General features: G+C 46.0%; 18 protein-coding genes and 2 pseudogenes. 13 read left to right on the top strand and 7 right to left on the bottom strand.

Annotated features, from left to right (window positions below):
- Positions 1–315: 315 nt before the first annotated feature.
- From BLQ82_RS32560 to BLQ82_RS06670, 4 genes and pseudogenes are all read left to right on the top strand, one after another.
- Positions 316–519 (top strand): annotated as a pseudogene (locus BLQ82_RS32560) (sugar ABC transporter permease); the annotation flags it as partial.
- A gap of 109 nt (positions 520–628) precedes the next feature.
- Positions 629–1,345, top strand: coding sequence for an ABC transporter ATP-binding protein (locus BLQ82_RS06680; RefSeq protein WP_062523612.1), 717 nt, complete (start codon positions 629–631; stop codon positions 1,343–1,345).
- Complete coding sequence (locus tag BLQ82_RS06675; RefSeq protein ID WP_062523611.1) at positions 1,342–2,076, top strand: ABC transporter permease; 735 nt, start codon at positions 1,342–1,344, stop codon at positions 2,074–2,076. The genes BLQ82_RS06680 and BLQ82_RS06675 overlap by 4 nt, the downstream gene beginning before the upstream one ends.
- A gap of 9 nt (positions 2,077–2,085) precedes the next feature.
- The gene (locus tag BLQ82_RS06670) at positions 2,086–2,829 is read left to right on the top strand and encodes a MerR family transcriptional regulator (RefSeq protein ID WP_062523610.1); all 744 of its coding nucleotides are present in this window, start codon (positions 2,086–2,088) and stop codon (positions 2,827–2,829) included.
- Positions 2,830–2,984: 155 nt separating this feature from the next.
- On the opposite strand, the gene BLQ82_RS06665 is transcribed toward BLQ82_RS06670, so the two are convergent.
- Positions 2,985–3,386 carry a CHRD domain-containing protein gene (locus tag BLQ82_RS06665; protein WP_074647984.1) on the bottom strand — a complete coding sequence of 134 codons (402 nt, stop codon included), beginning with the start codon at positions 3,384–3,386 and terminating at the stop codon, positions 2,985–2,987.
- A gap of 428 nt (positions 3,387–3,814) precedes the next feature.
- Here BLQ82_RS06665 and BLQ82_RS06660 point away from each other — a divergent pair, with 428 nt between their 5' ends.
- The 8 genes and pseudogenes from BLQ82_RS06660 (at position 3,815) to BLQ82_RS06625 (ending at position 13,174) form a co-directional block, all read left to right on the top strand.
- On the top strand, positions 3,815–5,164 hold the full coding sequence (locus tag BLQ82_RS06660) for an MFS transporter (protein ID WP_062523680.1): 1,350 nt from the start codon (positions 3,815–3,817) through the stop codon (positions 5,162–5,164).
- A 392-nt stretch (positions 5,165–5,556) separates the two neighbouring features.
- Positions 5,557–6,531, top strand: a complete 975-nt coding sequence (locus BLQ82_RS06655) for a stalk domain-containing protein (RefSeq protein ID WP_074647939.1) — start codon at positions 5,557–5,559, stop codon at positions 6,529–6,531.
- Between the two features lie 665 nt (positions 6,532–7,196).
- Complete coding sequence (locus BLQ82_RS06650) at positions 7,197–9,347, top strand: pectate lyase family protein (RefSeq protein WP_062523607.1); 2,151 nt, start codon at positions 7,197–7,199, stop codon at positions 9,345–9,347.
- Positions 9,348–9,488: 141 nt separating this feature from the next.
- A pseudogene (locus tag BLQ82_RS06645) lies at positions 9,489–9,968 on the top strand (Rpn family recombination-promoting nuclease/putative transposase); the annotation flags it as partial.
- Between the two features lie 231 nt (positions 9,969–10,199).
- A complete protein-coding gene (locus BLQ82_RS06640; RefSeq protein ID WP_062523605.1) occupies positions 10,200–10,469 on the top strand; it encodes a DUF6809 family protein in 270 nt (89 codons plus the stop codon).
- Positions 10,470–10,607: 138 nt separating this feature from the next.
- A complete protein-coding gene (locus BLQ82_RS06635) occupies positions 10,608–10,976 on the top strand; it encodes a MerR family transcriptional regulator (RefSeq protein ID WP_074647936.1) in 369 nt (122 codons plus the stop codon).
- Positions 10,977–10,998: 22 nt separating this feature from the next.
- Positions 10,999–11,760, top strand: a complete 762-nt coding sequence (locus tag BLQ82_RS06630; RefSeq protein WP_062523604.1) for an SDR family oxidoreductase — start codon at positions 10,999–11,001, stop codon at positions 11,758–11,760.
- Between the two features lie 277 nt (positions 11,761–12,037).
- Positions 12,038–13,174, top strand: coding sequence for an outer membrane protein assembly factor BamB family protein (locus tag BLQ82_RS06625; RefSeq protein WP_062523603.1), 1,137 nt, complete (start codon positions 12,038–12,040; stop codon positions 13,172–13,174).
- 575 nt (positions 13,175–13,749) lie between these two features.
- Here BLQ82_RS06625 and BLQ82_RS06620 read toward each other — a convergent pair.
- The 5 genes from BLQ82_RS06620 to BLQ82_RS06600 all read right to left on the bottom strand — a co-directional run bounded on the left by BLQ82_RS06620 (position 13,750) and on the right by BLQ82_RS06600 (position 19,954).
- Positions 13,750–14,577: a carbohydrate ABC transporter permease gene (locus tag BLQ82_RS06620; RefSeq protein ID WP_062523602.1), complete on the bottom strand. Its 828-nt coding sequence runs from the start codon at positions 14,575–14,577 to the stop codon at positions 13,750–13,752.
- Positions 14,578–14,590: 13 nt separating this feature from the next.
- Complete coding sequence (locus tag BLQ82_RS06615) at positions 14,591–15,472, bottom strand: carbohydrate ABC transporter permease (protein ID WP_020427543.1); 882 nt, start codon at positions 15,470–15,472, stop codon at positions 14,591–14,593.
- A gap of 225 nt (positions 15,473–15,697) precedes the next feature.
- Complete coding sequence (locus BLQ82_RS06610) at positions 15,698–16,525, bottom strand: response regulator (RefSeq protein ID WP_062523601.1); 828 nt, start codon at positions 16,523–16,525, stop codon at positions 15,698–15,700.
- Positions 16,526–16,555: 30 nt separating this feature from the next.
- A complete protein-coding gene (locus BLQ82_RS06605; RefSeq protein WP_143013361.1) occupies positions 16,556–18,331 on the bottom strand; it encodes a sensor histidine kinase in 1,776 nt (591 codons plus the stop codon).
- A 279-nt stretch (positions 18,332–18,610) separates the two neighbouring features.
- Entirely contained in the window at positions 18,611–19,954 is a 1,344-nt protein-coding gene (locus BLQ82_RS06600; protein ID WP_244280712.1) for an ABC transporter substrate-binding protein, read from the bottom strand.
- Positions 19,955–20,200: 246 nt separating this feature from the next.
- Between BLQ82_RS06600 and BLQ82_RS06595 the strand changes: the two genes are divergently transcribed.
- Positions 20,201–20,923 carry a GntR family transcriptional regulator gene (locus BLQ82_RS06595; RefSeq protein ID WP_062523599.1) on the top strand — a complete coding sequence of 241 codons (723 nt, stop codon included), beginning with the start codon at positions 20,201–20,203 and terminating at the stop codon, positions 20,921–20,923.
- Between the two features lie 60 nt (positions 20,924–20,983).
- Here BLQ82_RS06595 and BLQ82_RS06590 read toward each other — a convergent pair whose 3' ends face one another.
- A complete protein-coding gene (locus BLQ82_RS06590; protein ID WP_062523598.1) occupies positions 20,984–22,069 on the bottom strand; it encodes a hypothetical protein in 1,086 nt (361 codons plus the stop codon).
- Positions 22,070–22,282: the final 213 nt, after the last annotated feature.

Below are 22,282 nucleotides of genomic sequence, written 5' to 3'. Positions count from 1 at the left end.
CTCCCACAAATCAACAATTGTAAGAATGAAGTGGAAAAAGGGAACTTAATTAAGCGATATTACTCCGTTAGGTGCAAAACCGGCAGAATTAGTTAACCTTTTTCCACTTGAAATTTCCGAAGAATTCAAAAAGTTCTCCAGACAACGCTAAACTGAAATCTATTCAGACAAGGACGGCGTATCCGTTTTGTTCTTCTAAACGTCCAAAAATAGAAACCAAACGTAAAATATGACGCCTTATGTCGAATTCCTGCTTGCTCTACAATGGGGTTACAGCTGGAAGTTAAATAAATCAAACAGGAGGGTGTGGTTGGGATGAAGGTTGGAGTGGAGGCTGCAGCGGACCCCGAAATAAACCAGAAAAGACGGGGAATCCTGCGCAGAATGTACAGACAACGTTATTTGCAGGTCATGGCCTTGCTTGGCGTGGCATGGATGATCGTATTCAACTATTTTCCAATGTACGGAATTGTCATCGCTTTCAAGGATTATGACATCATCGGTTCGATAGGCAGCGCCTAGGTTAAGAAAATCAATTTCACGATAGCTATCAAACCCTCCAGTAAGACACCACCCTATAGATCATTTGTTATACTGACGTCCTAAGATTTATTTAGGAGGTTAGAACATGGTATTAAAGGTTGGGAATTTGACGGTTACATACGGTCAGAAAAAGGCTGTCGATCTCATTAGCTTTGAAGTAAAGCCGGGGCAGGCCTTTGGATTACTAGGGGCGAACGGGGCAGGAAAGTCTTCAACCATTGCTGCAGTGCTTGGAATTGAAAAGAGTACTTATGATGAGCTTGTTATCGTGGGTAAATCACCAATACGCAATCGGAAGGAGATATTTGAACAGGTAGGGGTGCAGTTTCAAGAAACCCATTTCCAGGATAAACTAACCGTTTCCGACGCATGCGAACAGTGGAGATCACTGTATAAACAAACGGCGGACTTACCTGCTTTACTACAAACCTTTGGGTTGGCAGATAAGGAACAGCAACCAGTTAAATTACTTTCTGGCGGGGAGCGTCAGCGGCTGGCCGTACTCCTCGCCTTAATTCCTGAACCGAAACTTGTGTTTTTAGATGAACTGACAACAGGGCTTGATACAAAGGCTCGTCGTATGCTGTGGAAACAGCTCGTAACAAGAAAAGAAAAGGGTTTGGCGATTGTTTTAACATCACATTACATGGATGAGGTTGAAGCGTTATGTGATGAGATATTAATTCTGCGTGAGGGTCAAACCGTCTTTCATGGAACCATTCAGGAAGCGTTAGTGGCTAGCGGGAAAACAACGCTTGAAGACGCATATTTACATTTTGCCGGCGAGGAGGACTGGGGATGAGTACAATGTTTACGCTCCTGAAAATAGAAGGTAAGCTGGTATGGAAAGGCATTGATATTCTAATTTTCGGTATATGCTTTCCGGTCATTTTGGCGGCCTTGTTTGGTTATGTGCTTAGTAGAGATGCTTCGGCTGGTTCATCTGATTTTGAATTATCTTACGCAGCCGTTATAACGATTGGTGTGCTTGCAACGGGTGTAATGGGTCTGCCATTAACCATTGCTGATTACCGGCACCGGGGCATTCTGAAACGATTCCAGGTGACGCCGGTATCACCTTTACAGATTTTATTCGCCCAAGGTATAATTCAGCTTTCCTCTGCCCTTGTTTCATTTATGGGTGTTACTCTCGTGTATTATTTATTGTTTGATTATCAAATAGCAGGCTCCTGGTTTATATTTTTGAGCGTATATGCCTTTGTTGTCTTAGCCATGTACAGTATTGGCACTTTTATTGGCAGTGTCGTACCTGATCAAAAGGCAGCTAATATGTGGAGTTCTATTGCGTACTTTACGATGTTGTTGTTCTCAGGTGCGACCATTCCATATGAAGTGATGCCACGCTTCGTTCAATGGATCATGGATATCTTACCCTTGTCACATGGGATTCATTTATTAAAGCTGGTAAGTACAGGTAGAGAAACAGAGGGGATGACGGTGCCGTTTTTGATATTGGGCATTGTTACTGGGGTCAGCCTGATTGGGGCATTCAAATTTTTTAAGTGGAAGTAGGGTTGAGTGATGTACCGGACCAAAGAAATTGCAGCAATGGTTGGGGTACATCCCAACACTGTGCGGATTTATGAAGAATGGGGATATATCTCAGCTGTTCCGAGAGGTGTGAATGGCTACCGCATGTATTCCGACTTGCATTTATTTCAACTAAAAATAGCTAGAACCGCTTTTCGTTGTGAAATTGTTCAAGGACTCATTCGGGCAAAGGCTAGAGCCATAGTTGAAGCTAGCGGCAAAGCCGATTTTACTCAAGCACTAGAATATGCACAGGCCTATTTGTCCCATCTGGAAAAAGAATATGACCGGGCGCTAGAAGCTATTGAACTGTCGGAGCAGTGGGTGTGCGGAATAAAATCTACACCAGCTCGAACTTATACACGCAAAGAGGCTGCTCTGATTCTGGACCTCTCAACTGAAGTTATTCGAAATTGGGAACGCAATGGGTTAATAACGGTCCATAGACATACCGATGGGTCCCGGGCATATACAGAAAATGAAATAAGACGGTTGAAAATGATTCGGACCTTAAGGACGGCACATTATTCGATAAGTGCAATTCTCCGGTTGATGAATCAGGCAGAGAACATGAGGTGGACTAATCTTAATATTAAGAAAGTGCTCGACACACCAGAGGAGCATGAAGATATTATTTCAGTGACAGATCGGTTAGTCTATTCATTGGAACAAGCCATTGAGTCTGCAAAGGAGCTTATATGGATACTGAGGACAAAACTGAACTTAGAGATATGACATTTCAGTTTTGGCTCTGCATGTCCACCCTACGGCTCCATACCAAAAAAGAGCATCAATCCACTGGATCGGTGCTCATCTGCATGTGGAGAGCGGGTTGGTTTTGCAACCTGCGTAAAGGCACTTTCTGCGTTACGTTATTAGTCATGTACGATTTACGAAAAAACCTGGCCGCGGATTTCTCCATTTGGATTTTGTATGGTGTGGACATTCACATAAGCATTGCCTCTTTCAAACTCACGGACCAGATCGCGGATCGTCTTTCCATTTAGAGGGCCGACTAAATCATTGCGGGTCAGCGTTCCTCGAATAACTCCCTGTCTTACAGAAATCCCAAATTTCGACGGACCGAATAGAAAGGCGACTACAGGACCGTTTTCACCTCTTCGCCCAAGATGAATATGAGCTTGTGTTACCCGGTTTATATTTCGGATAACGAGTCTGAACAATATTTTATCACCCGCACGGTTAAGTTGAAAAACAATATTTCCTGTAGAAACTGTCCTTACAGGAGGCACCTCGCTTCTTCCTCTCAAGAAAGCCCTAAACGTTGTGATATCCCTCACCCCTTTTTGTTGATATGGTATTTTATTCCTGAGGTAGGGAAAGGATTGTTCATCTGTCCGGTTTAATGGATTTTTTATGAATGAATAGAGGTTTCCAATTCTGTCACTGCAAATAAGGGAATTAACCGGAGGTTGTGACGGAGATTCCCCATAAATGATTAGATTAGCGTTAGCATTACCTTACCGTTCCCATCAGTTGGATAATGTTTTAATTGTTTTTTATCTATTCGAAAATGGTTATACATGCTACACTGCAGGAAATTATGAAAGGGAGGCATCACCATGAGGTATATAAGCAAAAGAGGGCACAAAAGTTAGGGGAACCCGCATCATTGGCCCTGTAAACTGCGCGATTTCCCTTGATTCTAGAGGGGGAACCCCAGGTGACAAAATTAAATTCAAGCGGCGTTTCGAAATCGATGGTTTGGCTTAGCATCCTTGCTTTTTTCAGCGTGTTCAACGAGACAGTATTTAATGTTTCTTTGCCGGATATCGCCAGACAATTTGGCATTAGACCTTCAGCGGCGAATTGGGTAAATACAAGCTTTATGATCTCATTTGCTGTAGGATCGGCTTTGTATGGGAAAATCTCGGATTTGTACGGTACCAAAAAACTGCTTTTGTCCGGCCTGTTAACATACTTTGCGGGATCTTTGACCGGTATGGTATTTCATAAGTGGTTTCTTGTCGTATTAATTGCACGCTTTGTTCAAGGAGCAGGAGCATCGGCGGTTCCAGCGCTGATCATGGTTTTTGTAGCCCGCTATATCGAGCCGAAAAATAAAGGAAAAGCGTTTGGGATGATTGGCTCCATGGTAGCCTTTAGTGAAGGAATCGGACCTGCGGTTGGAGGGGTCATTTCTGATTATATCCATTGGTCTTACTTATTTATACTACCGATGATGACACTGCTCACACTTCCATTTTTTCTTCATGTGCTGCCAGATGAACCTTCGAACAAAGGGAAGTTTGATGTTCTGGGAGCTAGTTTGCTATCCATCGGAATTTTAATGTTCATGCTATTCACATCCGTGTACCAGTGGGGATACCTCGCTATAAGCGTTCTGTGTTTCTTCGGATTCCTGCAGCGTATTCGGCGTGCGAAGCAACCTTTCATCGAACCCTCCTTGTTTAGACGGAAAAAGTTTTTGGCTGGGGTGCTTTCGGGAGGCGTATTGTTAGGAACGGTGGCTGGTTATATTTCAACGGTCCCTTACATGATGAAAGATGTGTACCATATGCCGACAAGTCTCATTGGAAGCGCCGTTCTCTTTCCCGGGACCATCAGCGTGTTATTGTTCGGATTCCTTAGTGGCATACTGGTCGATAAGCGGGGATGTTTTTTCACGATGCTAGTAGGGTTGTTAATGATTATCGCAAGTTTCCTGAGCATTTCGTTGTTTGCCGACCGGACGCCATGGCTTATTTCTATAACAATGGTTCTGACATTTGGCGGGCTTTCGTTTGTAAAAACCGTCGTGTCCACCAGTGTTGCGGAAGCGCTGAGTTCCGATGAATCAGGCTCCGGTATGAGTTTTCTGAACTTCGCCTGCTTCTTAGCTGAAGGGATCGGGGTTAGCTATGCAGGAGGTTTGTTGACGATGTCTTGGCTGAAATTCCCGCTCCTCCCGACTGTAACTGACACTGCCGCATTTCTATATAGTAATTTGATGCTGGTGTTTATCACGGCTGTGATTCTTGGTGGAATCATATTCTCAGTAGCTTACGGTCGAAATCAGGATTCATCTGTGCTGGGGTCTAAACGGTAGATTAGTGAATTTGTATCCATATCTAGTATCGAAAAAGCGGCCTGTAATGGCCGCTTTTTTGTGTGCACCCAGTACGGGTGCTATCTTTAGGGTTGAAATACCGAATGGTGAAGGCAGTAGACATTAGCTATTACCTTAAGACAAGGTGTCTAAGAGGACAGGCTGAACGTAAGGCTCAGACTATAATAATCAGTGATATACATAATAGACAGATTTACTGATGAAGTTATATAATTATTAATTATACCGTGTAAAATAATGTAAATCAAGTTCTATTTTTCATGCAGACATTTTGTCACATTCTAAAGTCTGTTGAGCGAAATAAGAGAAAGATATTGTAGGAGTATGGTAGTGCATGCAACATCAAATAAATTTGTAGGGGGATTTTGAGGATGAAGATGGTTAAAATGAGGAAATCTGTTTTTGTTTCAACAATTGTAGTTTCAAGTCTGCTGTTTGGCTCAGTAGGGGCATTTGCAGGAACTGGTATTGAAGCGATTAAAGCGAAGTTAAACCACAACATAAAGTTTGTTCTTGATGGTTCAAAGTGGACTCCAAAAGATCAGTCTGGTAATAACTTATCCGCTTTGGTATATAGCGGATCTACATATGTTCCCTTAAGAGCAGTTTCAGAAGCCCTTGGAGCAGAAGTTGATTTTGATGCAAATTCTTCAACTATTACTATTAATAGTTCAGGTGATAGTGGTGTTCCTTACAATGATGTTACGGCATCTGCACCAGCAGCGACATCTGCACCGGCAGCGACATCGGCTCCAGCAGCCACATCTGCACCGGCAACTCCATCAACTCCATCAACACCATCGACTAGCAATGGTAAAACCTTTGGTTCTGCAATTCCAGTTGGCAAGTCTGTTTCATTTGATGATCCCTACAGTTATGACGGTCTTGCGTACACCGGGAACTATACGGTTTCAGTAACCTCGGTAAAGTCAGTCACAAGAAGTGAAATTGCAGCCCTTGGTTTCAGAGAACCAGAAGCAAACTCCTTGATTGAATACAAATTGGCGAAGGTAAAAATCGTTCTGAAGAACGGTAAGCTCATCTCAGATGATAACCACGAAAACACTTACGTTTCGGTTGCCTTAATACCAGAGCTTTGGGGTTCGAAAACTTCAGACGGAAACAGTATTATTGGGGTAACAGATTATGGTTTCACTGGTTCCCTGGATGATGCTCTCGATCAGGCAACGGATGGTAAAAAACTTTTATCGGGTCAAACTTACAACTACACTGCAGAAGGCCTTGTAATTGTACCTGTAACTAAGGGTTCGACAAACTACCTAACCATTCAGCTTAATAACAAGGACGACTATGATAACTCTTTCTTTTACTTTAATCTTCAGTAAGTAAGGGCCAATGTATTTACACTTATTCAGAGGTGGGGTTCCCCAAAAGCCATAGAACGGCTTAGGGACACCCCCTTTTTTTCATTAGGAGAGGCGTGGGCAGCAAAACTGGGCTCGTAGAAACTTATGTGCCGTTATCTTTGGACAGAGCTCGATTCCACTCGGCTCGATATATAGTAAAGTAGAAGACACCTTGAGGGGTGCTTTTTTTTGTTTTGCACGTCCCCAGCCAAGCCTCCGTACCCTACTACCCAGTCGTTCTTCAGCGAAGATATGCCGTGGACCTACGATGTATCATCTCACTGCTCTATAATCATTAACCCAGAATACTGCAGGATGCGCTCTAATATGAGCAAATGATTGTTTCGGAACCGCTTTCACGCTTGATATGCTGTGGACGTTAGAGTTTCAAATATTTGTACCTTTTTCAAAGAATACAGTGGCTAAAGGAACTACCTCCTTCCATACATAGAGAGGCTTTCGCCCAAGCCCCTGTAATATCGAGCAGCTGAATTTGAGAAATCGGCAAACCTCAGCTCAACGGTCCAGACCAGCTGGAATGAAAGACAAGACGCTGTGAGAAGGAGGAGGATAAAGGAGCTTTACAACTATTTGCGAACGGTTTCATTGGCGTCTGCAACAAATTCACATTGGGAGGGAACAAAGTGAAAAAAAGAGCTGCAAAGGTATCCAGCATAGTTTTGTTATTTTCGCTGGCACTATCTTTAATCGCTGGTGGATGGTCAAGTACGGTAGTACACGCTGAGGGTCTTACGATAACGGGCAGTGGAGCCGGGAATGAAACGGCCTATGTGGAATGGTCGCCTGTTAGCAATGCAACGGGGTATAACGTATATATTAAAGCTGCAAGTGCAGCAGATTCTGGGTATCAACAAATTAATAATGAATTGATCCGAAAATACACTTCCTATTGGAGAGCTGATGCTGTAGGACTTGCAGCTGGAGCCTATGTAATGAAGATTGAAGCAACACTGTCAGGCGGTTCAACAGCAAGTGCTGTCTCAGGTACGCTGTCTGTAACGTCATATGACCGGTCTGGATTTGCTTTTTCGGCAAACTCACCCTATGGCACGGGTTCAGGTGCTTATAATGAGAATGGAACCTTGAAGAATGGTGCGCAAGTGCTGTATATCACCTCACAGAATGCACAGACCGTTACGCTTCCTGTAAAAATCAACAGCTCAGGCGCTGTACAAACGGGTGTTGGTCTTGGGGGGATTTTGACACTGAGACAAAAAGGCTATGATACAACGCCACTTGCCATCCGAATGATCGGAAAGGTTACAGCTGCTGACCTGAGTGGACAACTTAACAGCGGTGGATATCTTGAAGTCAAAGGTAAAAATAATTATTCGGAAATGAATATTACGATCGAAGGGATCGGGGACGATGCTTACGCCTATGGTTGGGGAATGCTGCTTAGATATGTTGGTAATGTGGAAGTAAGAAACCTGGGGGTGATGTTATTCCCTGACGATGGCATTTCAATGGATACGGGCAATGTTAATGTATGGGTGCATAATAATGATATTTTCTATGGATCTGCAGGAAGCGATGCGGACCAAGCCAAAGGTGATGGTTCCACCGACCTTAAAAAAGGATCAACGTACATTACAATCTCGTACAACCACTACTGGGATTCCGGAAAAGCTTCTCTAGTCGGTTTAAGCGAGTCGGCAGAGTTTTTTGTCACCTTACACCATAACTGGTTTGATCATTCAGACTCCCGTCATCCGCGTATCAGAGTGGCCTCTGTTCATGTATATAATAACTTTTATGATGGAGTCTCCAAATATGGTGTCGGGGTTACCACAGGAGCTTCAGCTTTTGTAGAGTCCAATGTTTTCAGACATGCAAAATATCCAATGATGATTTCCTTACAAGGTACTGATATTCTAGGGGAGGAGGGTACGTTCTCAGGCGAAAACGGAGGTATGATTAAAGCCTACAACAATACTGTTGTGGATGCGGCAAGTCTTATTTACGCCAACTCCAATGCCGGAACAGCTCCGGCTAATGCAACCTCATTTGATGCATACTTAGCCTCATCGAGAAGTGAAACCGTCCCAAGCTCATACAAAGCTCTAGTCGGTGGAACAGCTTATAACAACTTCGATGCGCGCGTCGATACAGGTGTAAGCGCATCTGACATCGATAGCGTAAGCGCTGTTGAACAGATTGTTACGGCAGAAGCCGGACGCTTGAATGGCGGAGACTTCACTTGGGCATTTAATGATTCCGTGGATGACGCGTCGTATGCGCTTAATCCCGCGCTGATGTCCGCGATCAGAAGCTACACATCGGGGCTTGTATCTGTAGGAGGCGATTCAAACCCGACGAGCCCGACTCCGACAGCAACACCTACGCCAACAGCGACATCTGCGCCAACGGCAACACCTATGCCAACAGCGACTTCTGCGCCAACGGCAACTCCAGTGCCAACGGAAACCCCGGTGCCGACAGCGGGTGCAACTGTTCATAACTTTACCACAGACGGGACAACAAGCAGCTTCTTCAATATCCAAGGGAATCTCTCAACGACTAAGGGGACTGTGGTATATAACGGTCTGACCCTAACCCAATGTCTGAAAATCGAGAGCGCAACCAGCATTCAGTTCACCGCTGCCAAAGCTGCAACCCTAACCCTTGTGTTCAACTCAGAAGGAACCAAAATCAAGGTAGATGGAACAAGTTATCCCATAACGAATGGTATTGCCACTGTCTCCCTTGCTGCGGGCGCGCATACCATTACAAAGGATAGTACTGCGAATTTGTATTATATGGAGTTGGATTAGAGAGTGTTGGAGTAACCGTGAAGACACCTTAATCGGTGTCTTTTTTTATGTTAGCGGCTGCTTTGGACTATATATGTGGTTAAAAGCTTGTTGGTTTTTCGCATCCTCGCAAGGTTCAGGACCCTTGGAAAATGATATACTAATAAAGGATTTCTGAAGAACGATCAGTACCATAACGTGTTTCATCTGCGGGAAGACCGGACCGGGATATCCTTGATTGACGACATAGAGGTGCATTTCTTGGAGTTACCGAAACTGGATGAACACAGTGTTCCATCTGGGGGCGGATTGATCAATGGGCTGTTGTTTCTGAAAGGTGCCGATACATCACATTGGGAGGTGCTGAAGATGAATAAACCGGGTTTGGAAAAAGCGATGGATACCCTGCAATATTTGAGTCAGGATTCGGATGCCAGACGGTTGTATGAGGCCAGACAGAAGTACTTGCATGATGAAGCCTCTATGATTGAAGGGGCGAAGTCTGCGGGTATTATTGAGGGTAAGCTACAAGTCGCACGGAATTTGCTGGCGATGGGAATGGATTATGTGGCTGTCGCTAAAGCGACTGGTCTGAGTGAAGAAGAGATTAGATCTATAAAGTTGAAACGATTCGTTGATTAATTGAAGAACCAGCACTATAGTGACCCCAGCGGACTTCTGTTTTTGTTTACAGCACCAAAGAAGATAGGTTCAAGGCTTGTGTCTATGTAATTACATGGATCCAGGTCTTTTTCTGTTGATATCGTAACTTAGAACTCGCAGATTACGCACAAGCGTACCACATACACTTTGCAAATATGCTACGCTGAATTATATCATTTCAATCCTGAATCTTAAAAAGGAGGCCTTCCCATGCCCAGCATTCTCGAATCCCTATACCACGGCAGCTTATTCCCTAACGAGGACATTATCTCCAAGGACCCCAATTATCGTCCGATCAACAGACAAATTACCGAATCTCTAGAGGTTTGGAAGCAGAAACTGACCGCAGGGGAGTTTGAGGAGCTGGAGTCTTTATTGGAGCTGTATTCTCAAGCACAGGGGATGGAGATGACAGCTGCGTTTGTGTGTGGGTTCAAGGCTGGCTCCGCGATGATGATAGAAATTCTAGTCGACGGCTAAGGGGAGCAATGCCCAGATTTTTAAGGTTTCCGAAATAGCCTTTTTACCTGTAATTTTTATTATCCTGTTGACTTAAACCATGGTTTAAGCCGTATGCTAAACCTGTCGACATGAAAGATCAATTTGGAGGCCTTCAAAATGAAATATGTAACGATCGGGGAGGCTGCGGCCGCCTATCATATTCCGGAATCCACGTTGAGGTATTATGAGAAGCAAGGCTTGTTGCCGCTGATGGAGCGCGATGCCGCCGGCAGACGGTTATTCTCGGAAATGCAGATGGCGCTGCTTGAAACGGTGCTTCGCTTGAAGCAGACACACATGCCCATCCACGATATCAGGCAATATATAGCTTGGGTCATTGAAGGGGAGAGCACCACGGAGCTCCGGCTGGACATGATGACGAAGCACAAGCAGGCGGTGCTGGATGAGATTGCGTCCATGACAGACGCCTTGCAAGGCATTGATGTGAAAATTGAGCGGTATCTCACGCGTTTGCAGAAAAAATAGATCATAGAAAAGAGGAAGACTCATGAAGCTGTCAGGAAACACTATACTCATTACTGGCGGGAGTACCGGAATTGGGCTGGCTTTTGCCGAGCGGTTTATACAGGCGGGGAATCAAGTGATTGTCTGTGGACGGCGTGAAGATGTGCTTCGAAATGCGCAGGACAAATTCCCCGGCCTGATTACCCGTGTATGTGACTTGAATGTGGAGTCCGAGCGCATAGCCTTGTTTGATTGGGTTACCGCAAACTATCCGGAAGTCAATGTGCTAGTGAAAAATGCCGGAACTCAGCAACGGTTCAATGTGCTGCAAGCGGACGCCAAGCATAATTGGAGTTACTTCAATCAAGAAATCAACACTAACCTTGACGCGCCTTTCCATCTCTCTCTGCTGTTTGCTCCATTTTTTGCAGAAAAAGAGCAGGCCGCGATTATCAACGTGACCTCCGGTCTCGCTTTTACCCCGTTTGCCATTGCTCCGATCTATTCCGCAACCAAAGCGGCGCTGCACTCCTTTACGATGAGCCTGAGACACCAGCTGTCCGAGACATCTGTAGAAGTCATCGAAGTGGCTCCTCCGGCAGTGAATACGGAATTGGGCGGCGCGGGACTGCATACGCACGGAGAGCCTTTGGATGCCTTCGCAGATGGGATTTTTAAAGGCTTGGAAGAGGGAAAACAGGAGATCGGATACGGCACTTCTGTGGAGCGCTTGCGTATGTCCCGGGATGATGTGGACGAGTACACAGCAAAGATGTATCAGGCAACAAAGAGCATGATTGAATAATGTGACTGGATGGCAATATAGGAAAGGCAAGGCCTTCAGAAAACCGGGGCCCTGCCTTTTTTGATGAGCAAATGCACGCCTCCCAAGACGGATGGACTGCGCTCTTAAGCAACCTTTTATTTAGTGGCAGCTTCTATGTACGTGACACCTATTATCCGGGTTTCAGGACTGATGGGGTCCTTTATATTTTTTTGCAAGTATAAAAATAAATGAGATTGCCAGATAGACCATTTATAATAGGGATGATTTCAATATTTAACCATATTAGGGGTGCTGGATGAAAAAGGGAATAGTCACATTAGGACTGCTGGGTTTAATTATGATCTTTACAATGGGCGCTGCCGTAGTCAAGAATCCGTTGGATGTGACCCGGAAGCTGTCTGTGAAGAACGACCAGAGCCACAATATCATTTTAAAAAATGCTGCCGAGTATGAAATGAAATGGTCCCTCACCGATAAGAGCCCTTATCAAATGTACAGTTTGTACAAGGGGCCGAATGGACTGGTCTATGCCCAGAGTTTTGAAGAAATCTTCGCAATCAACGCCGCAACGGGGAAGGTTGCCTGGAGGCATCCAAGTGATTGGCAGGGTGAGCTTACTCCTTTGCTGGGAGCAGACGGTACATATTATAAGGTTTCATATGATGATGTCGAGCGCTTGTCCTCTACGGTATATCGAACCAATATTACCCGTTTTGCCGGCTCAGGCGAAGTAACCACTTTTCATGATATCAAGCTGCGGGTAGTATCCCACTTTGAGGATGGCTCTTTATTTGATCTTTTTCAGGCAGGGGATCATAAAGGGAATTACATAGTGCTCACAGATGAAGGATTGAAATCCATTAAAAAAGACGGATCAACGAACTGGCGCCTCACCACAATTCCTTTCAAGAACGGGGTTCTGGATGTCAACGATATAGAGCAGCTCTACACGGATTCCAAAGGCAATATTATTGCTGATTTTGAGAAAGTGGAGGCTACCCTTGATTTGAGCGGCAAGATTCTGCGGGTTGCGGATTATAATCAAATCCAGAACGAACCGGCGAGTTACTCAGATATTATTGACAAGGATGAGCACGGGGGCTATTACATATTAGATGAAGATGAGGGGAGCATTACGAATAAGGATTTCAAGACAGGGAAGCAGAAGTGGAAATATTCATTGAGTAAATATGAAAAGGCTGCCGGAATAGGTCTTTTTACAGGTAGCTTCACGACGGACAATAAAGGTAATGTATACTTCGGCGCCAACAACGGCAATGTGTATTCATTGGATCATAACGGGAAGCCCCGATTCACACTGTCAGTGAACAGCAATCAGCTTTCCTACCCGGATATTATTGCCGTAAACGATAATCTCACGGTGATCAGTGTGAATAACAACATCATCTGCCTGCAAAAAAAGAGTAAATGATCCGTAAAAGATTACCCAATCTAAAAGCCAAAGACACCCTAACCGGTGTCTTTTTCTTTCCCCTACTTTAAAGTAAGCTGCACCTAGACGCTTTACTGCGGCGCAGCGGGTTTCTATATAAGCTCCCAATGGGAGCTATGACCCGGTTCCATGTCAATCTTAACCGGGGCGGCAAAGCAATCTTGATCTTTTAGCATGCATAGGCAATTTCTGTGCCGGACAGGCGGAAATCAATTTATCAATATAGCGGCAAGAATAGGAGATAGCCAGGGCGGCGGGCTGGCGGTAAGGTGTAAGGGCAGGAAGCAGTGCAGGGCAGCAGGGGGTTGGCGGTGCAGGAGAGGTTAGGATTGTTGGCGTAACGGCTAAGAAGGGCTAAATATGGTTGCGCTTTCACAGCAATTCCCCCGATGATTACACGATCTGGGGCGATTATTACTATCTGGAAGCGCTGCTGCGTTTAGAGCGGGGAATCCCGGGGTATTGGTACGAGCGGTAAGATTAGAGCGCTATAAAAAACGGCTGCACCGTCCTCAATGGGACGCGCAGCCGTTTTCCAGTTTGCTCTCCAACTCCTACCCTTTTACCGCCGAGCTTGCCACACCCTCAATGATGTATTTCTGGCCAATCAGGAAGACGATAATCATCGGGATAATCCCGGCGGTGGCAGCAGCCATCATGCCGTTGTAGTCGACATTGTTCTCCAGAATGAAGTTCTGCAGACCCAGCGGTACGGTGAACAGGTCATGATCGATTAGAAAGACCAGAGCGTTCTCATAATCATTCCAGTGCCAGGAGAAGTCGATGATAGCCAGCGTAGCGATGGATGGTTTGGCCATGGGCAGAATGATCCGCGAGAAGATCCGGAAGTGGCCGGCTCCGTCAATAAAAGCTGCCTCCGAGATTTCATGAGGTACAGAGAGAAAGAACTGCCGCATCATAAAGACCCCGAAGATGGTGAACAACCCCGGCAGAATAAGCGCCCAGTGGGTGTTGTAGATGCCTGCCCAGTCGAACATGATGAATTTGGGCACGAACAGCACCTGAGGCGGCACCATCATCATGGACAGATATACCATAAACATGGTGTCCCGCCCTCTGAACTGAATCCGTGCGAAGCCATAGGCTGCGAGGGAGGATAATGTGACTGCACCAATGGTACTAAGCACTGAAACTTTAAGGGAATTTAAATAATAGAGCCCGAAACTGTTTTCTCCCGTCCATACCTTCACATGATGGCTCCAGTTGAAGTGGACGGGAATCCATTGGATCGGATATTGGAATACTTCAGCCGGGGTCTTGAACGAGGTGCTGATCATCCAGAGGAACGGAACGATCATCACAATGCTCAGGAACAGCATCACAAGCGTGATAAGGCTTTTATTGAACACAGCTTTATTCATGGCCGCTCCTCCTTTAGTAGTGAACCCAGCGTTTTTGACCCAGCCATTGGACAACGGTGAAGATCATGATGATCACGAACAGCGCCCAGGATACGGCGGAAGCATAGCCCATTTCGTAGTAGCGGAAGGCATTCTGGTAAATAAACAGGGACAATACGGTGGTGCTGTTCCCCGGTCCGCCCTGCGTGATCGCCTGAATAATCCCGAACTGCTTAATCGACATAATGAGTCCGGTAATCAGCAGCAGGAAGGTCGTGGGACTGACCAGAGGCCAGAGGATGCTGCGGACGGTCTGCCAGGTGCGGGCCCCATCGATTTTGGCTGCTTCCAGCAGTTCACCGGAGACCTCCTGCAGCGCAGCCAGATAGATGATCATATTGTAGCCGAGCATGAACCAGATCCAGATGATATCAATGGCGTACATGGAAGATTCCATGGTAGACAGCCATCCGGGAGGATTGGCAATGCCAATCGCCCGCAGGATGCCGTTGATAGGGCCGTTATTCGGCTGGAACAGCAGCATCCAGACAAAAGCAACGGCCACCCCGCTAGTGATGTAGGGCATGAAATACAGCGCCCGCAGCAGTTTTTTCAAATATACAGAACGGTTGAGAACTACTGCTACAATGAAGGCAAGTCCAATGGATACAGGTACAGACAACAGGAACATCAGGGTGTTCTTGATGGCAATATAGAATACTTCATCGCCCAGCATTCTTTGAATGTTGTCCAGGCCTACAAACTTTGTATCGGGGCTCATAAACTTGTAGTCTGTGAACATCAGATAAAAGGAATAGATGGCAGGTATAATAAAAAATAGAATCACGCCAATCATATTGGGCCCGATAAACAGATAGCCCAGATGCTGCTGCCGCTTCATCCAAGATGTTTTCACATCGTTTCACTCCTCTTCTTCGTATGCTTCTTCATGTCAAGCATAACAAGCGGAATGAAAGCGGTTAAGGAACAAAACCCCCGACTTCATGCTACAGAAGTATACATTTGCGCCCGGCGGCTGCACGGCTCATTCGTAGTTTTGTTCTATTTTGTATCTGCACACCAAAACAGCGGCCCTCCTGTTACGGAAAGCCGCTGCTGTACAGCCGGGCGAAATCAAGATTTAGATGGTGACGGGTTCAGGTTTGCTTTTTTGGTTCTGCCTGTACTGGCTTGGTGTTTGTGCGGTCAGGCGCTTGAATATTTTGATAAAATAATTATCGTTAACGAAGCCCACCCGGTTGCCAATCTCATATACGGGCAGGTCAGAATGGCACAGGTACTGAACCGCCTGATTCACGCGCACCCGGTGCAGGTAATGGATCAGCGTTTGCCCGGTTTTCTTTTTGAACAAGGTGCTGACATAATTTTCACCCATCATGACATACTGGGACATCGACTTCACGGTAATATCCTCCGGGTAATGGGCATGGATGTACTGCAGAATTTTCTGGATCTCCGGATGGGAGGTGATTTCTTCATGGAGAAGCGGCTGCAGCCCTTTGGTGTTCCGCTCATCGGTTCCGGTCTTCACCTGCACCAGGGCAGGACTACTGCCGCGCTTATCACCGTCCTTCAGCAGCTCATTGCTGATTTTGCGCAGCGTCTCCCGCAGCGAATTCACACTCATGGACAGCTTCAAAATGTAATTCGAAGCCCCGTATTCCATCGCCTGCCGGACATATTCGAAATCGCTCATGCAAGTGAGCATTACAAAACGGGAGCCATAGCCTTCTTCCCTGGCTCTTCTAAGCAGCTCGACGCCATCCATTTCAGGCATAATAATATCCGTAATCACCAGGTCGGGTGCGTCCCGCCGGATCATATCGAGGGCTTCTGCGCCATTACCTGCCTCCCCGCTAACCGTGAAACCGAGTTCTTCCCAGGCGATGATCTCCCGCACAGACTCCCGTACAAAGACTTCATCTTCAACCAGCAATACTTTCCACATGAATGATTACCTCCCGGTGTATAGGATGTATTAAGCCGGATGTTCCGTGCCGTAAGGTGTGGATAACAGAAAAGGCAGGGTGAACCGGACCGTGACGCCTTGGTCAGAGGAGAGGATGTCCATAGAGCCTTCCCCGCGGAACAGTAGCCGCAGCCGCTCCTCAATATTGCTGAGTCCGATGCCCGGACGCCTGCGTTCCGTACGTTTGAGCTTGGATTGCTCCATACCCACTCCGTTATCCTTAATCTCCACAATGAGCTTGCCGGGCCCCTCCCGGTATACTTTAATTTCAATTAAGCCGTTGCCCGGCAGCGGTCCGATCCCGTGAATAATGGCGTTTTCTACAAGCGGCTGCAGGCTGAGCTTAGGGACCAGCGCGTACAGAATGTCTTCATCATACTCACAGGTGACCTCGAATTTATGGCGGTACCGGACCTGCTGGATATGGACATAGGCCTGCACCAGCTCGATTTCATCTTTTAGATAGATCAGATCCTTATCGGTGTTCAGACTGGCCTCCAGCAGCTTGCCGAGGGAAAGGGTCATATTGGTGATGTCCTCATTCTGCTCCCGGATGGCGATCCATTTGATGGTATTCAGCGTATTCAGCAAAAAGTGAGGATTGGTCTGGGCCAGCAGCATTTGAAAATGGACGGCTTCCTTCTGCCGCTCTTCCGTCTTCAGCTTCTGAATCAGCAGGTTGGTGTCATCCAGCATAGTATTGAAGGTCCGGGTCAGATCCAGAATCTCACCTCTGAATTTATGCTCCGGCAGCCGGATTTTCAGGCTTTTCTGCACAGCAGCCTTCATCTTGTTCTGCAGGTGGGACAGCGGGCGGGTAATCGTTGTAGCAATAAGGAAGGTCATCATCAGAAAAATACCCATCAGCGCAAAAAAAGTGATAAAGTACTGCCGCTTCAGCTCCTCAATCTCCACAAACAGCACGGACTGCGGGATGCGGTTGACGATGTACCAGTCCAGGGATTCCACATAGATATAATTAATCAGAGAGTTAGAATCTTTGTCGATAAAATATTGCTGCTGCGGATGCTCAGCGATTCTGGCCTTGACCTGCTCCGGCAAAATGCTCTTCGGAACCGACTGTGAAATGTCTTCCCCCGTGTGCGTGATTAAAAAGTATTGCTGCTGAAGATCCGATTGCTTGTGAATGGACTGCAGCCAATACGAATAATCAATGCTGATCCGGGCCATGCCGTAAGGCTTGTTCTGCGTATTCTCCAGATAAGCGTATAAGGACAACAGGTAGGCACTGGTCGACACATCCCTCAGCACATAGTTGCTGTCATTGGGAACCCAATGATACGAGCTGGGATTCATCAGTTTCCGGTCAAACCCGGGACTCTCGCGCAAATCCTTGTAAATCAGAGACTCTCTTGGCGGGTATGAAGTGTATGCGCTTTCATATAAATCGAGAATCATAAAATAAACCGAAGGATTATAGAGAAAGAAGCTGTTATTCAGATTTTTGAAAATGTTCTCGATCCGCCTTTTGTTTTCAAGCCCGCTTTGCTGCTCGGGATGGGTCAATACCGATCTTACCGTCTCATCCTGCTTGAGGAAGATGAGAGTTTTAAAAGCGATGCTGATCTGATCCTCCAGTGTCCGGTACATCTGCTCCAGCTGATAGTGGCTCTGCTGGCTGATTTTTTTCTGAACCAGGCTTTCAATGCGCTGATAGTTGTAGATATTCAGAACACAGAAGGGCAGCAGGATCAAAAAAACAAAGGCTGCGAACAAGCGGTATTTCAGCTTCTGGGGAATCAGTAAACGCATTAGTTTTGACACACGGATGCGACCTCCAATACGTTGTGGGCGTTACATAAATTATAACATAATAATAAATATACATACGCAATATCTAAAATTGCATGGTTTTGTTGCAAGAAGGCGGTCTTTAGGCGGAAAAATACAAAGATTTGTTCTACTCGGGCGGTAGCGTGACACAAAAAATAGCGGAGAGGGCAATGCCCGCTCCACTATGGACAGGTTCTTTCTGCTAGTGGAAATAAGTTGAATTAGTGTTCCCAGCATAGAAAATTATAAGTTCAATCTATATATCCCTCTTTATTTATTTTGCTTCAAATAACTATCATGCCGGGCCACCATGGCATCAATGGTCTGATCCAGCGACTGTGAACCAAGGAAGTATTTCTCATACTCCTGGGAACGCAGATCCATGACCTCCTGCGGCAGACTGCGCACATAAGTTGGCGTCTTGTCGTCGAACATGACATACATGAGTGAATCCAGGTCATAGGTATCGCGTTTATCACCGAGGAGGCTGTTCAGGGCATCGTCCTGGTTCGCATCCTTGGAGGCCGGAAGTCTTCCCCCTGCAGCCATCGGGGCCATACCTCCGTCGGAGTACCATTTCAGGAATTCCCAGGCTGCCTCTTGTTTTTTGGAATTGGCGTTAATGGAGATGTAGTCTCCCAGGCCTCCGCGGGTCACATATTGGTCTGCACTGCCTGCAAGCCGGGGAACCTGGGCAAAGGCAATCTTGAAATCGCGCGGGAAATCCGTGAAGTTGTTCGAGCTGCGCAGCAGCCAGGCCCCAATGTTGAGCATAGGCACTTCACCGCTCAGGAATACCTGTTCAACGGGCATTTTGGAAGTCAATTGTTCGCCAAGCGGCGGGGTGGTCTTATCCTCCAGCATCATTCCATTCAGCGTTTCCAGCCACTTCCGGACAAGGGGGTGATCCAGATTTGAAGTACCGTCCGCTTTGGTGTAACCCTCCTGCGACAGCACAGAATCAATAGGGTCCACGAACGGTTCCATATTCTGAATGAATCCGTATTTGTCGCCTACCTTCAGTTTTTTCGCGTATTCACGCAGTTCATCCCAGGTCCAGTCCTTCGGAACCGGCAGGCCCGCAGCGTCAAGGGCATCTTTGTTCAGTGCAATGAAGAATGCGCTTTTTGTCGTGGGAACACCGTAATATTTACCGTCAATCTTCCAGCCTTCCGCATCACTGCCCATTTTCTCATCAATATTGTAATCAGTGAATTTGCTGAGGTCGAGCGCCAGATTGGATTCTACCCGTTTGGCCGCATGGGAGACCGTATAGTTCACGAATAAGTCTACATCCTGCCCGGTAATCATGGCCGTGTCGAGCTTGAGATTTCCGTCATCATCATTGACGAAGCGGACGTATTCCACCTGAATCTCGGGATGCGCCTTATTCCAATTGTCGATAACCTCTTGCGGCCCTGATTCCGGCGGAACGCCGCCCCACATTTTCAGCGTAACTGTACCTTTGGATGACTCAGAATTATTTTTGCCAGCGCTTTCATTATTGGGAGCAGATGAATTGCTATTGCCGTTACCGTTGCCGGAGCATCCTGCCAGCAGCCCTGTTAGAAGAACGAGTGATGTCATCCCCGCAAGCCATGTTTTCTTTTTCAAAAGCGACAACCTCCCTTATAAACTTTGTAGTACCGCTTACAAATCCAGAATAGCAGATCAGGAAAACTGCCAGAAGTAACAAAATAACAGAGTATATGGAACATAACTTTACAATAAAGACGCTTACACGAGCCGCATTTGTATGAAAACGTTCTATTTCATCCGTCCGGTATGAACCCTGTCCTAATTATGATATATTTAATCGTGAATGTTTAGTTCTGTATAGATTTCAAAAAGGAGTACCCCATGAGCCAATTTGTCTATAAGCAAATTATTGATGACCTCAAAATGAAGATCTTTGCGGGACAGTTTGCCGATATGAGGTTGCCGGATGAACGCAGTCTTAGCGAAACTTACCAGGTGAGCCGCAGTTCGATCAAACGTGCACTGATGAAGATGGAGAATTCGGGAATTATTTTCAAAAAACGGGGTTCAGGCACCTTTATCAACCCGTTATACATAAAAAATGAATCGATCTTTAACTACGAGGGCACTAATCTGGGGGTTACCGACAATTTTCAGATGGATGGCAAAAAGCCTAAGGTCAAAGTGCTGAATTTTGAGGTGATCCGGCCTACGGAAGAGCTGCAGCGTGATTTGTTCCTGCAGCCCCATGATTTTGTATACAAAATTATCCGCCTGCGCCTGTTCGATGACGAGCCGTTTATGATCGAAACGGGCTACATTCCCATCAAAATTGTCCAGAATCTGGACCAGACGATTATCGAAGGCTCGATCTTTCATTATTTGGAGGAGTCGCGGAATCTGGCGGTGACCAAATCCTTTTTATCCATTTTTGCCGAGCCGTCCGGGACCCATGATCAAGAGCTGCTCCATCTGCAGGCAAATGAACCTGTGGGAATTATGGAGGGAATATTCTTCCTGGATAATGGCACGCCCTTCGAATTCTCGCATATGCGGTTCCATTATAAATATTTGAAGTTCAACACGTTTGTATCAGTTCAATAACGAAAGGACCGGGAAATTTCCCGGTCCTTTTTAGGTCGGATCGTTAACTATAGCTTCGATTTAGCGCGGATTCACTGTTTTACGGGAATGCTTGAACAGCTCTTTCAGAGCAGCCAGACTGCTCACTTTACTTAACTCTTCTCTTTTAAGGGTTACTGTCTCTGTCTCTTTGTTGGTTTCGTACCTCAGGTTAAGGGCAGTCATGTTAAGAGGCAGCTTAGGGACAAACATAATCGCCTTGGTATAGCACTCATAAATTTCGGCAAGCGCTTCTTCCCTTCCCTCTGCCGTTACCGTGTGGGCGGACACATTGGCTTCGAAGTTGTTCAGGTCATTCTCCGTAAACTTTATAGCAAAGCTCCCGCCCGTATCCGGATATTCCGCATCAAAAGCGTAGGATACCCGTTTGGCAATCCCCCCTCCAATCTGGCTTACCATCTTCTGTTTGAATTCCATTTCACTCAAAGCCCGGAACCCTTTTTTCCAGTGCTCTCCTACTTTGAACTTAAAGCCAAGCATTTCGAACCGCTGCGGCTCTGTACCTGCATCTCCGGAGGAAAAGCTCATGTCATCCTCGAAGCGGAAAAACAGTTTTTTGAGTCGATGGCTTTCCGCTTCACTGAAGAATGCTGTGGCTCTGGAAACGATGTCGTCCAGATTCGCTCTGGTCACCACTATGAAATTTTCATCGGATATCTCACGGGATGAATCGGCCCCCCAATAAACTGACATAGGAATATCCTGTAACTCGATTCCAAAATGTTTTTTGACCAGGAGAGGGTAATACTTTTGTTGTGCGGTTTCCTCATAATTGTCGCTGAGCTGCCTCCATAGCGGAAGGCCGCCATCAACGTGGCCGTTGACCCGGCTTACTGTAAATACTAGGCTGCGGTCATTCGCCGGGGATGCTTTGAACACCTGATATCCATCATCATTCCGTCCTTCTTTAGACACAATTACAAATTTAGATTGATACGTTGAATTTAAGGCCTTGATGATACCCTTTTGATAAAAATGTCCGCTTTTGGCAAAGAATAAGCCGAGTCCTGCCCAAAAGGCTATGCCGATTGCAGCTAGAGCAACGAATCCTACGATTGTTAGTACTACCGTATTGCGGATGAGGGAGGGCTTATGTGATGTCTTCACTGTTACTCTGTTCTCCTTCCTGATAGCAGTGGATAAGTAGATTGTTTTCGTTCCATATTTGCAGGTAAATTCCACCAGAATAATACCGTATTTAGAATGAGGTTGTCCAGAACATCCAGTGCGCTTAAGGATTTTTTTCCTAAATATTGAATAGAATATAATTACATTTTGTATAAAATAAAATCTATTTTACATAGTATTGCTCTGATTTTC

The sequence above is a fragment of the Paenibacillus jilunlii genome, from assembly GCF_900102965.1.
Taxonomy (GTDB): Bacteria; Bacillota; Bacilli; order Paenibacillales; family Paenibacillaceae; genus Paenibacillus_AQ; species Paenibacillus_AQ jilunlii.
Note: the sequence above shows the minus strand (reverse complement) of the source record. Positions and strands in the feature narration are given on the sequence as shown.

Coding starts and splice junctions, on each gene's coding strand:
- BLQ82_RS06625 (WP_062523603.1), top strand. CDS start 12,038: ATGAAAAAGGGAATAGTCACATTAGGACTGCTGGGTTTAATTATGATC.
- BLQ82_RS06635 (WP_074647936.1), top strand. CDS start 10,608: ATGAAATATGTAACGATCGGGGAGGCTGCGGCCGCCTATCATATTCCG.
- BLQ82_RS06630 (WP_062523604.1), top strand. CDS start 10,999: ATGAAGCTGTCAGGAAACACTATACTCATTACTGGCGGGAGTACCGGA.
- BLQ82_RS06675 (WP_062523611.1), top strand. CDS start 1,342: ATGAGTACAATGTTTACGCTCCTGAAAATAGAAGGTAAGCTGGTATGG.
- BLQ82_RS06640 (WP_062523605.1), top strand. CDS start 10,200: ATGCCCAGCATTCTCGAATCCCTATACCACGGCAGCTTATTCCCTAAC.
- BLQ82_RS06610 (WP_062523601.1), bottom strand. CDS start 16,525: ATGTGGAAAGTATTGCTGGTTGAAGATGAAGTCTTTGTACGGGAGTCT.
- BLQ82_RS06655 (WP_074647939.1), top strand. CDS start 5,557: ATGAAGATGGTTAAAATGAGGAAATCTGTTTTTGTTTCAACAATTGTA.
- BLQ82_RS06660 (WP_062523680.1), top strand. CDS start 3,815: ATGGTTTGGCTTAGCATCCTTGCTTTTTTCAGCGTGTTCAACGAGACA.
- BLQ82_RS06620 (WP_062523602.1), bottom strand. CDS start 14,577: ATGAATAAAGCTGTGTTCAATAAAAGCCTTATCACGCTTGTGATGCTG.
- BLQ82_RS06670 (WP_062523610.1), top strand. CDS start 2,086: ATGTACCGGACCAAAGAAATTGCAGCAATGGTTGGGGTACATCCCAAC.
- BLQ82_RS06680 (WP_062523612.1), top strand. CDS start 629: ATGGTATTAAAGGTTGGGAATTTGACGGTTACATACGGTCAGAAAAAG.
- BLQ82_RS06595 (WP_062523599.1), top strand. CDS start 20,201: ATGAGCCAATTTGTCTATAAGCAAATTATTGATGACCTCAAAATGAAG.